General features: G+C 52.4%; 14 protein-coding genes. 4 read left to right on the plus strand and 10 right to left on the minus strand.

The genetic code is table 11. The annotated features are described in order from the left end of the window. Positions 1-334: 334 nt before the first annotated feature. The 5 genes from ACTJI9_RS11245 to ACTJI9_RS11265 form a co-directional block, all read right to left on the minus strand. Complete coding sequence (locus tag ACTJI9_RS11245) at positions 335-2341, minus strand: aldo/keto reductase (RefSeq protein WP_440808046.1); 2007 nt, start codon at positions 2339-2341, stop codon at positions 335-337. A gap of 145 nt (positions 2342-2486) precedes the next feature. Beyond that, positions 2487-3575 carry an ABC transporter ATP-binding protein gene (locus ACTJI9_RS11250; protein WP_440808048.1) on the minus strand — a complete coding sequence of 363 codons (1089 nt, stop codon included), beginning with the start codon at positions 3573-3575 and terminating at the stop codon, positions 2487-2489. A 14-nt stretch (positions 3576-3589) separates the two neighbouring features. Then, positions 3590-4426: a carbohydrate ABC transporter permease gene (locus tag ACTJI9_RS11255; RefSeq protein WP_440808050.1), complete on the minus strand. Its 837-nt coding sequence runs from the start codon at positions 4424-4426 to the stop codon at positions 3590-3592. Continuing rightward, positions 4423-5283, minus strand: a complete 861-nt coding sequence (locus tag ACTJI9_RS11260) for a carbohydrate ABC transporter permease (RefSeq protein WP_337354113.1) — start codon at positions 5281-5283, stop codon at positions 4423-4425. The genes ACTJI9_RS11255 and ACTJI9_RS11260 overlap by 4 nt, the downstream gene beginning before the upstream one ends. A 72-nt stretch (positions 5284-5355) precedes the next feature. After that, the gene (locus ACTJI9_RS11265; RefSeq protein WP_337354114.1) at positions 5356-6636 is read right to left on the minus strand and encodes an ABC transporter substrate-binding protein; all 1281 of its coding nucleotides are present in this window, start codon (positions 6634-6636) and stop codon (positions 5356-5358) included. 86 nt (positions 6637-6722) lie between these two features. On the opposite strand from ACTJI9_RS11265, the gene ACTJI9_RS11270 reads away from it, so the two are divergent. From ACTJI9_RS11270 to ACTJI9_RS11280, 3 genes are all read left to right on the plus strand, one after another. Beyond that, entirely contained in the window at positions 6723-7613 is an 891-nt protein-coding gene (locus ACTJI9_RS11270; protein WP_440808053.1) for a helix-turn-helix domain-containing protein, read from the plus strand. 105 nt (positions 7614-7718) lie between these two features. After that, positions 7719-8333, plus strand: a complete 615-nt coding sequence (locus tag ACTJI9_RS11275; protein ID WP_354343026.1) for a dihydrofolate reductase family protein — start codon at positions 7719-7721, stop codon at positions 8331-8333. A 115-nt stretch (positions 8334-8448) separates the two neighbouring features. After that, positions 8449-8778 (plus strand): PepSY domain-containing protein, encoded by a 330-nt coding sequence (locus tag ACTJI9_RS11280; protein ID WP_440808056.1) that lies wholly within the window; start codon positions 8449-8451, stop codon positions 8776-8778. Positions 8779-8970: 192 nt separating this feature from the next. On the opposite strand, the gene ACTJI9_RS11285 is transcribed toward ACTJI9_RS11280, so the two are convergent. Further along, positions 8971-9300 carry a hypothetical protein gene (locus ACTJI9_RS11285; protein ID WP_336440506.1) on the minus strand — a complete coding sequence of 110 codons (330 nt, stop codon included), beginning with the start codon at positions 9298-9300 and terminating at the stop codon, positions 8971-8973. On the opposite strand from ACTJI9_RS11285, the gene ACTJI9_RS11290 reads away from it, so the two are divergent. Then, complete coding sequence (locus ACTJI9_RS11290) at positions 9200-9814, plus strand: transglutaminase-like cysteine peptidase (protein WP_115054572.1); 615 nt, start codon at positions 9200-9202, stop codon at positions 9812-9814. The genes ACTJI9_RS11285 and ACTJI9_RS11290 overlap by 101 nt on opposite strands. Before the next feature lie 49 nt (positions 9815-9863). Here ACTJI9_RS11290 and ACTJI9_RS11295 read toward each other — a convergent pair whose 3' ends face one another. The 4 genes from ACTJI9_RS11295 to ACTJI9_RS11310 all read right to left on the minus strand — a co-directional run bounded on the left by ACTJI9_RS11295 (position 9864) and on the right by ACTJI9_RS11310 (position 13436). Next, a complete protein-coding gene (locus tag ACTJI9_RS11295) occupies positions 9864-10322 on the minus strand; it encodes a metallophosphoesterase (RefSeq protein ID WP_440808060.1) in 459 nt (152 codons plus the stop codon). A 74-nt stretch (positions 10323-10396) separates the two neighbouring features. After that, positions 10397-11947 carry a YifB family Mg chelatase-like AAA ATPase gene (locus ACTJI9_RS11300; protein WP_336440291.1) on the minus strand — a complete coding sequence of 517 codons (1551 nt, stop codon included), beginning with the start codon at positions 11945-11947 and terminating at the stop codon, positions 10397-10399. A gap of 106 nt (positions 11948-12053) precedes the next feature. Next, the gene (gene gshB, locus ACTJI9_RS11305; protein WP_115054570.1) at positions 12054-12995 is read right to left on the minus strand and encodes a glutathione synthase; all 942 of its coding nucleotides are present in this window, start codon (positions 12993-12995) and stop codon (positions 12054-12056) included. 87 nt (positions 12996-13082) lie between these two features. Beyond that, positions 13083-13436, minus strand: a complete 354-nt coding sequence (locus ACTJI9_RS11310; protein ID WP_307281671.1) for a septal ring lytic transglycosylase RlpA family protein — start codon at positions 13434-13436, stop codon at positions 13083-13085. Positions 13437-13583: the final 147 nt, after the last annotated feature.

A 13583-nucleotide genomic window follows, 5' to 3' on the forward strand; every position in this document is an offset into this window, starting at 1 on the left:
AAATCATTCAAGCCGCAACAGGGTAATAGCTCTGTGCCCATCTTATTTGCTGGTATTTTTGTTGGCATTGTAAATAATTTTTTCAAATTAATTGCTTTAAATCAGATAGTTAATTGATGTATATGATGCCTCTTCTGGCACCAATTCTCTTTTCAGACAGGTCCCATGACCTGTTGGAAACACTCAAAAGGCCCGGTTTATCCGGGCTTTTTTGTTACCTGCTGATGTCTTAACCGAGTTTGGACGATTGATCCGCAACAGGGTTGCTTGTTGTCATGCGTCAGCTCGGCCGGACGGCAATCAACTACCATCCGGCCGAGGTACCCGATAAACACTATCCTTCAAGCCATTTAACCTCTTCCGGCGTCAATTCTATATTGAGCGCCGACAGGCTGTCTTCGAGTTCATCGAGATTGCGGGGTCCGATCAATGGGATAACGGGAAAGGGTTGTGCAAGCACATAGGCGAGCGCTATGTGGATAGGGCTGCGACCAAGCTTTTTGGCCAGCTCATATGCCCTTTCACGTCGGTCGAAATTCTTTTCAGAATACCACACCCGCACAAGCTCTTCGTCATCACGCTTGTCGCGCCCTGCCCGCTCTGTGAAAAAGCCGCGTCCCTGGCTGGACCAGGCGAAATTGGGAATCTGCGTGGCATCAAGCCAATTTTTCCATGTATCATCCGATGCTGCTACACAACCATCCCATATCGGCACAAGCATTTCAGCGAGGGAAAAATTATTGGACAATGCCGCTGGCGCTGTCTTGCCGTTCTTTTCGGCATAGGCGATGGCTTCGTTCATCCGCTCGCGGGTCCAGTTCGAACCGCCAAAAGGTCCGCGAATACGGCCTGCTTTTACCTCTGCATCCATCGCATCGACAAATTCTCCAACCGGGATATCGATATTGTCGCGATGCATGAAATAGATATCGACATGATCTGTTTTGAGCCGGTCAAGCGAACGGGATAATTGCTTGCCAATCATGTCTGGATAGCAGAGTGGAGAATGTGCACCTTTTCCTATCATGACAATCTCTTGCCGTGGAATGCCTCGACTGGTGTGCCAGTCACCCAGAATCGCCTCAGTCTTGCCATTGGCATAAATATAGGCCGTATCGAAAAGATTTCCCCCGGCTGCGTAATAGGCATCAAGGGTTAGGGAGCCTGCCGCAAAGTTTGGGAAGAACTCGAAACCGAGCGCGACAGCAGATAGAGGTTTTTCGAGGCCAGCTATGGTCCGTTTCGGTACAGTGTTGCCGGGTCTGAGCACATCACCAGAAATAGTTTTTGTGCGAGAAGTGGCTTTTTCGGCCGTATATTCGAGACCAATTGCCGCCCGCCACTGATCAAGCACCCGCAAATTGCCGATAGAATCAGCCCATTCCATACCCGGGGCAGCAAATTGTTGATGTCCCCCATGGATAGCATCGCTTACCGCATCAACTTCGAACGAATAAAGCCAGCGTTCCTCTTTTATCTCAATCGTTTCATGCGTCCCATCGGACTTGAACAATTCCAGCTTGCCAACACCACCCTTTTGACCAGAGGCATACCAGAAATCCTTGACTTCAATCCTGCCGCGCGAACCGATAATGCGAAGCGTATTGTCCTGCTCGGCCATAATGGAGCAGGAAACTTCGGCGATCACGCCATTTGGAAACTTGAGAATGGCTGAAGCCCATTCATCGACGCCTGTCTCGCCAAGATGGCCTGTGCCGAATAGAACTTCAGGCTCAAGGAAATTCTTCCCTTCTATACTTCCTGCAATCAGGCGCGCCATAGAGACCGGATAACAACCAACATCAAGTATGCCGCCGCCCGCGGTAGCATTTGCAAAGAGGCGATGATCCGGTTGTACACGCCCCATATTGAACCCGAAACTTGACCGGATGATGCGAAGATCGCCAATGGCTCCTTCTTTGATGAGCTCTATCAATCTTCGGGTTTGTGGATGAAACCGGTACATAAACGCTTCGCCGGCAAACTTGCCTGCCTTTCGTGCCTCGTGGAAAATGGCTTCCGCCTCGAAGGCGCTCAAGCCTATGGGCTTTTCCACCAGCACATGCTTGCCCGCACGCAGAGCCTTAATCGCCCACTCCGCATGGCCGGTATGGGGCGTCGCGATGTAGATCGCATCTATGTCGGACTCATTCAACAGAGCCTCATAGCCGTGGACAATACGGGCGTTTGGGAAACGCTCCACAAGCAGAGGGTTGTCCGGGTTACGCGAACCTATGGCGATGAGTTGACCGGAGTGGGAATGGGCAATGCCATCGGCGAAGGTTCTGGCGATGCTGCCTGGGCCGATAATGCCCCAGCGGATCAGCTTTGTATCATTCATGATATGTCCTCCTTGGGACTTTTGACGGGTTTTGCCTTGGGAGTTGGCGCGGCTGGACTTAGATCGCCGGATTCTGACGGAGGCAGAGTGGCGATCGTGGGTGCAACGGAATTTCCGAAGTCGTGCCTAAGTTACGGCCCGATTTTTAGCGGATTCTGTTGCCGGTAGTGTCGAACAGGAAGACGTTGCTTGCCCTGACGGCGATCGTGAGAGTGTCGCGATTGCTTTCATTGCGGGATTCCTCGCGTTCGATGATGATTTGTTCGCCGCTGCTCACATTGGCGTAGACGTAGCTGGTATTGCCAAGATGTTCGGCGACATCGACCTTGATCGTCAGATCTGCATCGCCTTGGCCGGCTTTGAAAAAATGTTCAGGACGGATGCCAAGTGTCACTTTCTCGCCGATACGGGGTTCGAAATTTTCAACCGGCAGGGTGATTGGTACATTTCCCTGATTTGAGAGAGCGACAGTAATTGTTTGACCCTGCGCTTCGATGACCGCTCCGCTCATGAAATTCATCTTGGGCGAGCCGACAAAACCGGCCACAAACTGGTTGGCGGGATTGTCATAAAGATCGAGCGGCGCACCGATCTGCTCAATATTGCCACCCCGCAGCACGACGATCTTGTCAGCCAGCGTCATCGCTTCCGTTTGATCGTGGGTAACATAGATCATTGTCGCCCCAAGTTCCTTATGGAGTCGGGCAATCTCAACACGCATTTGCACCCTCAATTCCGCATCGAGGTTGGAGAGTGGCTCGTCGAACAGAAACACTTGCGGTTCGCGCACAATAGCCCGGCCAATGGCAACACGCTGACGCTGACCGCCGGAAAGTTGCCTTGGCCGCCGGTTCAACAACTCCTTGATCTGCAAAATGTCGGCAACACGCTGGACCCGGCGCTCGGTATCTTTCTTCGGGTTTCCCGTCATGCGCAATCCGAAGGCCAAATTCTCTTCGACCGTCATGTGCGGGTAGAGCGCATAGGATTGAAAGACCATGGCAATGCCGCGATCAGCAGGCTCCACATCATTGACGATTGTCCCGCCAATGTGGATTTCTCCGCCCGATATGGTTTCAAGCCCGGCGATCATGCGCAACAAGGTAGACTTGCCGCAACCGGACGGGCCGACGAAAACGACGAACTCGCCATCGGCCACGTCAAGGCTGGCATTGTGGATAATTTCATAAGTACCGAAACGTTTGACAACATTTTTGAGAGCAAGTTCAGCCATGCGGCGGTCTCCGATTATTTGATTGCGCCAGCGGCTATGCCGGCGATGAAGTGGCGCTGCAATAAAACGAAGATGACGAGAATTGGCGCGGTGAGCAGGACGGCGCCAGCCATGATACCGCCCCATGAAACCTTGGTAAGACCAATCAGGGTTCCAAGCGCCACCGGCGCTGTCATCATGTTCGGCCGTGAATTAATCAGCAAAGGCCAGAGATAATTGTTCCATGACGCAAGAAAGAGAATGATCGCAAGGGCGGCCATCGTCGGCCGTGCCAAAGGCAATGCGATGCGCAGGAAAATCTGCCATTCCTTGACGCCTTCAACACGGGCAGCGTCAAATAATTCTGCCGGCATCATCGAAAAGGACTGCCGCATGAAAAGAACGCCAAGCGAGTTGAACAGTGGCGGCACGATGAGCGCGGCCCATGTGTTCGCCATTTTGAACTCGCGCGCCACCATGATGAATTGGGGAATGACCACGACAAAATAGGGCAATGTGATCGTGCCCAGAATGATGCCGACCACGACGGATTTTCCCAGAAAATGGTATCGGGCGAGCGCCCAACCGGCCATGGAAGTCAGCAGAACCGACAAGAGCGTGTAAATAAGCGCGACGCCGATAGAGATCATCAAGGCACGGATGAAATTCGTGTCCGCTTGCAGATTGCTCACATTCTCGAAAAAATGTGTTGAAGGCAGAAGTTCAACCCCAGGGCTGAAAATGCCGTAATCGGGCATCGTCGCGAAGATGAACATCATCCATAGCGGGAATAACCAGATAATGGCCAATGGAATAAGCAAGGCATGCAGCGACACGGAGCGAATAAAGGTGGATTTGGATTGTGATCTCATTTTGGTTCACGCCCCAGCCAGAGGTTTAAAAGTGAAATCACGATCGCCAGCCCTGCCATTGTGTAGGCAATGGCCGATGCATAACCAAAGTTCAGTGAAGCGAAGCCTTGCCTATACAGGAACAGGCCAAGCGTTTCAGTGCCCCCGCCTGGCCCACCTCTGTTGGTGATCAGGAACGGTTCAGTGAAAAGCTGCATGGAACCGATAATCGACAGAACCACGCAAAACAGAATCACGGGTCTGAGCAGGGGCAAGGTAATATAAATGAACTGCTTGAACTTGCTTACCCGGTCGAGCGTTGCTGCCTCATAAACATCTTCGGGGATCGATTGAAGACCGGAGAGAATGATGATGGCGTTGTATCCCGCCCAGCGCCAGGTCACGGCAATAATCAACAAGGCCATGGCAAAAGGAGCGTCGGCGAACCAGGATATGGAAGGGATCCCGATCTTGTTCAGCAGCTTGTTGATGATGCCGAAGTCAAGGTTGAACATAAGCCGGAAAACCGCTGCATAGGCGACCTCACCCACAACCACCGGCGCAAAGAAGGCAAAACGAAAAATGCCTCTGGCTTTCAAGAGCGGTGAATTGAGAAGAACCGCGATAACAGTTGCAAGCGTGATCATCACGGGCACCTGAATGACAAGGATGATCATCGTATTCTTCAGCGCATTGTAAAACGCCGGATCAGAAAACAGGCGCCCCCAGTTCATGCCGGGGTTGAAGACCCACGGATTTACGCGCGTGTTCTGAAATGACATCCAGAACGAACTGATAATCGGCCATATCCAGAAAATGGCAAAGATCAAGAGATAGGGCGCCAGGAACCCATAGGCGGCGCGGTTTCGCAGCTGCATCATTTCTCCCCTTGGCGTGAATGCCAATCGACAGACAACCGGACAGGCATACTGCCCGCCCGGTGATGAGGATTATTCCGCGACCGGAAGGCCGGTCGCCGATGCAATCTGAGCTGCCGCATCGCCCAGAGCTGTCTTTGCATCTGGATATCCACCTTCGAAGTATTTGATCTGGGTTGCCTTGAATATATTATCAGCATCCCCCTGGAACGCCGTTCCGCGGCTTGGCACGATTTTGGGGAGCGTAGCCAGAATATCAGACCAGATCGCCTGCCCGCCCCAATAGGGCTGGGGTTGCGAAATGAAAGGATCACTGGCAGCACTTAACAAAGAAGGCACAAGGCCATATCCTTTGAGCATGGCGACCTGCCCCTCATTGGTCCCAAGGGCATGATTGAGATACGCCCATGCCGCCTCCTTGTTTTCCGAAGTGCCGCTGATAGCCAGTGCTGAACCGCCTATATTGGCGGCGTGCGGACCATCAGCAGTCAGGCTCGGCATGGGATAAACACCCCATTTGCCATCCAGCTTGGGAGAATTGGAGCGAATAGTGCCTTCGTACCAGCCGCCGTAAAGCTGACTTGCGACTGTACCCGCCGTGCTGGACTGAATCTTTTCATTCCAATTGCCGGCTGCCAGCGTACCGGCGCTTTTCATCTCCTTCACCTTTTCCAGCGCCGCCACGCATGCCGGTCTATTGATCGTAATAGACTGACCATCCGTGGAAAAATATCCACAACCTTGCTCATTCGCGAGCATCCGGAACCATTCGCTATCGCCATTGAAATCGGCTTGCGCCATGCTGACGCCGGAATTGGCGGCAGCGATTTTTTTACCCGCCTCGATAAAATCATCCCAGCTCTTGATCGATGCCGGATCAACACCGGCCTTTTCATAGAAATCCCGCCGATAGAAAACCGCCACCGGCCCAGAATCCCAAGGCATAGCATAAGCGACATCGCCGACTTCCAGCTCAGTACGTTTAAACTCCGGAAATTTGGCCTGTATATCGGCCGTATAGCCCAGATCCTTCAAATTGCTGAAGCAATCGGGAAAGCGGTTCCATATAATTTCAGCTTCGAAATTTTCGACTTGCACAATATCGGGCAGTCCCGCGCCACCGGCAGCACAGGCGGCCAGCGTCTTGTCGAACACTTGCTGATTGCCCAAATCCTGAACGTCAACCTTGATATCGGGAAACTTCTTGTTGAAATCCTCAAGTACCAACTTCAAGGATGAAGCCGCTACATCCCATGCCCAAATTGTTATATTGCCGGATTGCGCCAATGCCGGCGCGGTGCTTAAGCCAAGTATCGTGACAATCGCTGTCACGCAAAAAGATTTGAAGCGCATTGAAATTCCTCCCTTTTCAATTGCTCGCTCTTTGCAAACATGGCTACAGTAGCGGCAAGGGAGCGCCTGTCTCCTAAAAAGGACACATGAACTGGGCGGAAAGTAAGATGCGGGAAAGGCCGGTTTACCATCCCGGAGCAAGCAGCGTCGAGGGAATGCCGACTTCGTTGCAGATGTTTTACAACCACCCCGCAACTATGACTATGCCTCATTGGCATGCGCAGGTAGAAGTCAACTATATCATCAGCGGCACAGTTCATTATCGAATGAATGATCATGCCATTCGCCTCAATGCAGGCGATATGTGCCTGTTCTGGGGTGGACAACCCCATCAAATGGACGATTCATCCGACGATGCGATCTATGCAGGTGCGCATCTGCCGCTTGTGCATTTTTTTCGGATGCATCTGCCCGAAACCGTACCCAGCCAATTGATGCAGGGCCGAACATTGGTCACATCGGCGACTGATGCCGCCGACAAAGAGAATTTTGTACGATGGTTTCGTTATGCGCGTTCCGGCAACCCCTCCAAAGAAGCGCATGCGGTCAGCGAGTTATTGCTTCGAATTGAGCGCATCTGCTTCGATCCCTATCGAATGGTTCCTGAAAAGCCGGTTGGGGCGTTCGAAGCTTCGTCCATTCAGCAGTCGGCGCGTGCAGTCAGCCGCATGTGCGATTTCATATCCGCCAATTTCCTGGAAGATATCGATTCCGTCGATATCGCTGTCTCGGCCAATCTGCATCCAAAATATGCGATGAGCGTTTTCAAGAAATCGACAGGCATGACGCTCAATAATTATGTCACTTTGCTACGGCTTTCCTATGCACAGGCAATGCTCCTCCGGCAGGAAGTCAATGTCTTGCAGGTGGCTATGGAGAGCGGGTTCGGTTCGTTGAGCGCTTTCAACAAGTCATTTCGCAATATTGCCGGCATGTCTCCGTCGGACTTCCGCCGCGATGTGAAGTGCCGAACATAGCAACGTCAGCCTGGAATCCTATTGCTAAAAAAATCAAAACCCATGTCGGGAAAGGCAAGGCTTGTTCGTCCTAGTTTCATACAACCCAAAGTGAGGAACACAGACATGAGAAAGATCATCGCAACAGCCTTCCTGTCACTCGACGGTATAATGCAGGCGCCAGGCGGCCCCGAGGAGGACACGGATGGCGGCTTCAAATATGGCGGCTGGACATTTCATTACTGGGACGAAATCATGGGTGAGGTCATGGACAAGGCCATGGCTACACCTTTCGATCTTCTGCTTGGCCGCAGAACATATGATATTTTTGCAGCACATTGGCCACGAGTCGAAGCGGGTGACCTTATTGGTGACAAATTCAACGCTGCCACAAAATATGTAGCCACCTCTTCCCCCGATACGCTCACCTGGAAGAACACTGTCGCACTTGATCCCAATATAACCGAAGCAGTGCGCAAACTCCGCCAATCTGATGGTGCCGACATACTTATTCAAGGCAGCAGCCAGCTCGTGCACGCATTGCTGGCGGATGATCTTATCGATGAGCTGAACCTTTGGGTTTTCCCGATTGTGCTGGGCAAAGGCAAAGCCTTTTTCAGCGCGGAGGCCAAGCCCGGCGCACTGAAACTGGTTGGTTCGAAGGCTTCAACGACCGGCGTGGTCATTAACACCTATCATAGGGCCGGTGAAATCAAGACTGGTTCCTTCGCGCTGGAATAGTCAATCCTGTGCAGATGCCACAGTGATAAGACAGAACCAAGGGAACGCTATTGCTTATAAAGCGTTTCCTTGAGCAAGCTGGGGAATTGACTGTTTATCGGAGGAGACGAAAATCATGTTGAAGAAATTGTTTATTATTGGTGCGGCATCCCTTGTGGCACTCACGGCTGTGCCACAGACTTTCGCGCAAAGTATCCAGTTGGGCCCCGATGGTGTGCGTATCGTTGAGCCGGATCGTATGGACCGGCGCGACCGCAGAGACCGGGATCGCCGCGAGATCAGCGAGCGCCAGGCCGTTCGTATTGCGCGCGCTGAAGGGGTGAGGACCGTCGATGAAGTGAAAAGAACACGCTCGCGCTATGTGATTGAAGGCCTTGATCGTCGCGGCCGGGATATCGAAGTCAGTGTTGACCGTCGCACGGGAGATGTTCTTTCTGTCGATTGATAAGGTTTGATCGGAACAGCCAAAGGATGCGTGCATTCTTTGGCTGAACTTTCAAGATCGGCCAACTTTAGCACGACACGGCGGTCGTCAGGGCTTTCAGGCTAATCCATTAGATTGAGCACCAAGTATAAAACCTTCCGGCAGGAACCAATCCGCACAGAACGGCCACTTTTAAAAGGCGCGCCATATCAATTATTTACGGAGCAAGGCAGCGCCGTTCAAAGCGTTGTCCGGATGGCTTGCCTTCAACAGGATATGACAAAAAGCGCCGAAAATTACATCATCACTATTGCGGAAGTGCGAAAGTTCAAATTTTAACCATATATTAACAATGGCGGGATCGTGGCGCCATTGTGATTGACTCATGGTCCACTCCGACATTAACGTTTTGTTAATGATCGGCAGTCGGTTGGAGTTAAGAATGTTTGCAGCAGTCAACAAAATGAAATCCTTGGGCTTTGCCCTTGCGCTTTTCACTGCTGCATTTTGTGCAAATCCTGCCGCCGCCGCGGAGCCTTTCATGCAGACGGGTGGAATGACATCACAGCCGATCGGTCATTACGAGTTTTGCAAAAGAGTTCCCGCAGAATGTAACATCAAAAGCCGGAATGTAATGCCGGAAACGATGAATCATGATTTCTGGCAGCTCATTGTCAGCGTCAACAGCAATGATAACCAGAAGATCAAGCCACTGACCGATATGGAAATCTATGGTGTTGAAGAATTCTGGGCTTATCCCGATGCGGTCGGCGATTGCGAAGATTACGTTCTTTTGAAGCGTCGCGATTTGATGGAAGCTGGTATTTCGCCAGCCAATCTTTTGATAACTGTCGTTCGCAAGCCTGATGGCGAAGGTCATGCCGTCTTAACCGTACGCACCGATCGCGGCGACTTCATCCTCGACAATCTCGTTGATGGCGTGAAGAACTGGTCGGAAACCGATTACACCTATCTGAAGCGTCAGGCCTCCAACAATACAGGCCGTTGGGTCAGCATTGAAGCCCCAAGCAACATTCTGGTCGGTTCAGTTCAGTAACAGCGTTCAACCCATCTTTAAGTAAATCGCTCTGTTGAACGAGAAGGCTCTAGCTAAAAATATCCGCATTGCGTTCGACCTGATGCCAATGTTGGTTCACCGGTAAGTCTTTAGCGCGTTGCCTGATCATATCAATGCGGACCGGCATGAAATTCCAAACATCGATACCAACATTAATGCTGTTACACGAACCCTGCCAGTGTTGGTAGACATGCCCGAACAGCTGAATTGCTCCACATCTTGCATGGCTCCAGGTAATCATAGGATAGTGACGCAAGGTCAGGCTCTGCTCGCCGTCCTTGATTTCAATCAATTGGGAAATGGATGCCCAGCCGAGTGTTTTCACCTGTCTATTGTCATGATTACCGGCAACCAGATGCTTCTTTCCCGGAACTCGTTCAAATAGCGATCTTAAATAACCTTCCTTATCCTTTAGCCGACCATGGCTGAAATTTCCAATGATCCAGAATTCATCATCTGGCATCACGCATTGCGCATAATTGGCCAATATCGCCGCGTCATTTCGCTGGCGCAGGATGTTTTCATGACCGAAATGGGGATCAGCCGTTTATCAATGTGCCATCAATAACCTCTTATACTTTCATGCTGCGTCGTCGCCATATCTGCACCCATTCGGTATGAGATAGCTTCGGCGAGATGGATACGACCGATTGTTTCCTGTCCTTCCAGATCCGCCAAAGTTCGCGCTACCTTGAGCACCCGGTGATAGGCCCTGGCCGAAAACTTCATCTGCTCGCTGGCTTGATGCAGCAGGGCCGTGCCTGCTTTGTCCGGTTGAGCTATTTTCTCGATTATCGCGACAGAACATTGCGCATTGGTCGTAATGGCCGAAACCCCCAGCTGCTCGAAACGCAGCTTCTGCATCGTGCGGGCGCGCGCAACGCGTTGCGCCACCACTGCGCTGCTTTCCGAAGCCGAAGGCTTGATAAGATCAGCCGCGCTCACGGAAGGTACGTCAATCCTGATATCAATACGATCCAGCAGCGGGCCTGAAATCCGCGCCTGATAGTCCTCGCGGCATCTTGGGCCTCTTGCACAACGGTGCCCCGGTTCACTCGCCATGCCGCATTTGCACGGGTTCATGGCAGCAATCAGCTGGATTTGCGCCGGATAGGATATGCGATGGTTGGCCCGGGCAATCATGCACTCTCCAGTCTCCAGCGGTTGCCGCAGCGAATCCAGAACTTGCGGTGTAAATTCGGGAAACTCATCGAGAAACAATATGCCGCGATGGGCGAGCGAGACCTCGCCCGGTCTCGCCCGTATTCCTCCCCCCACCATCGCCGCCATGGATGCAGAGTGGTGGGGCGCACGGAAGGGACGTCGGTCGGTCAGCTTACCACCCATCAGCTCGCCTGCGATGGAAGCTATCATCGATACATCCAGTAATTCGCGCGGCAATAATGGCGGCAGGATTGAGGGGAGCCGTTGCGCCAGCATGGATTTTCCGGACCCTGGAGGGCCCGACATCAGCATATTGTGTCCGCCGGCAGCTGCGACCTCCAAAGCACGCCGGGCACTCTCCTGCCCCCTTATATCGGTCAAATCCGGCAAGCCCGTCGCACTGGCCTGCATTGCAGGTTCCGGGCGCGACAAAACCTGCGTGCCACGAAAGTGATTAGCGAGGGCAATCAGGCTGCGCGGCGCGAGTATATCGATCTCCGAACCAGCCCATGCCGCTTCTGGTCCACAAGGCGCAGGACATATGAGGCCACGATCCTGCCGGTTCGCCGCAATGGCAGCGGGCAGGACGCCTGCAACATGCGTTATTGTGCCATCAAGTGAAAGCTCGCCCAGCACGACATAGGATTGCAGCGCATCAGCCGGAATAGCTCCAAGGCCAGCCATAAGCCCAACCGCAATGGGCAAGTCATAATGACTGCCTTCCTTGGGCAAATCTGCGGGTGCAAGATTTACGGTAACCTTCTTGACGGGCATCGAAAGTCCGGATGCATGCAAAGCTGCCTGTACGCGCTCGCGGCTTTCGGCAACAGCCTTGTCCGGAAGACCAACAATATGCATCCCCATTTTCCCGGGAGCGATCATCACCTGCACATCGACGGGCTGGGCCTCAATGCCCTGAAAGGCGACCGTACGGACACGGGTAACCATGCAATGATCCTTGAAAATACAATAATCCAAAATGAAAACGTGCTAATGTTTTCACATCAGCACGTTTCATCACGCATGACAAGAACATTGAGTGAACAGGCGGATTTTATCGCCGCTTGGCTTCCACTGAATCCCAGAACAAAGCCGCAATATCAGCACCGCCGAACTTTTTGACTTCCCTTACGCCGGTCGGAGAAGTCACATTGATTTCGGTCATATAGTCGCCAATGACATCGATCCCGACGAGGATGAAACCTCTTTCACGCAATGACGGGCCGATCCGGGCACAAATTTCGCGCTCGCGGTCTGTCAGCTCGGTCTTCTCGGCCCGCCCGCCAACATGCATGTTGGACCGTGCATCGGTTTCGGAAGGAACCCGGTTGATCGCGCCCACTGGTTCACCGTCAATCAGGATGATGCGCTTGTCGCCGGCGCGGACATCCTTGAGATAGCGCTGCGCGATAAAGGGTTCGCGGAACATCTGGCCGAACATTTCCAGCAGCGATGTCAGATTGCGGTCACCATCAGCCAGATGAAATACGCCTGCGCCGCCATTGCCGTAAAGCGGCTTCAGAATAATGTCGCCAAACTCTTTACGAAAATCAGCGATTTCCTGTGGGTCTTTGGTGATAAGCGTTTCCGGCATGAGATCGGGAAACTCGGTAACGAAAATCTTTTCCGGACTGTTGCGCACCCAGGCAGGGTCATTGACAACGAGCGTCTTCGGATGAATGCGCTCCAGCATATGGGTTGTTGTGATGTAGTTCATGTCAAACGGCGGATCTTGCCGCAGCAACACCACATCCATCTCTGACAGGTCGCGGGATATCTGCTCACCAAGCGTGAAGTGGTCACCCTCTATGTCGCGAACACTCAGCTCTTCAACCCGCGCATGGACAACACCATCGCGCATGCTCAGCCGGTCGGGCGTATAGTGATAAAGCTCATGACCGCGCTTTTGCGCTTCAAGACAAAGCGCGAAGGACGTATCGCCGCCGATCCGGATAGAATTGATATGGTCCATCTGGACCGCGACTTTCAGTGCCATGGAACGCCCCCGATTTTAACGCGAATGTTCACATGGCGATGTCACGTTCAACGATCAAGGTCAATGCCGAGATTATTGGCGCATTTATTAGAGACGGGCCATGCAGATATTTGTGTGACCCGCACCGACAAAGCCCAGACGGTTTGCAGCTCCCTTTGAAAGATCGATCACACGACCTTTGATGAACGGACCCCGATCATTGATACGCACGACGATGGATTTGCCATTGCGCTGATTGGTAACTTTAACCTTGGAGCCGAAAGGAAGCGTGCGATGTGCAGCTGTGAGAGCGGAAGGGTTCATGCGTTCGCCTGAGGCGGTTTTGGAGTGAAGTGCATACCAGGAAGCGCCACCGCATGCGGCATTGGCGGAAGCCGCACCAAACATTAAAAGAACAATGGAGGTGACGAGTACCGAACGGATACCTGCAAAAGAGATCATAAATAAATCGCACTTTAAATGGCCCACGGCAGAAACGCCTGATGAAGAAACACGCTCGGAAATGATCTTGGGCAAGTAGATCGCAGCGCGGATGATGCGCCTCTTCTATTTTGTAGAAATGTGGCACCGAGGTGTCGCGATTGATAA

It is taken from the genome of Phyllobacterium sp. 22552 (assembly GCF_052044585.1).
In the GTDB taxonomy this organism is placed as follows: Bacteria; Pseudomonadota; Alphaproteobacteria; order Rhizobiales; family Rhizobiaceae; genus Phyllobacterium; species Phyllobacterium ifriqiyense.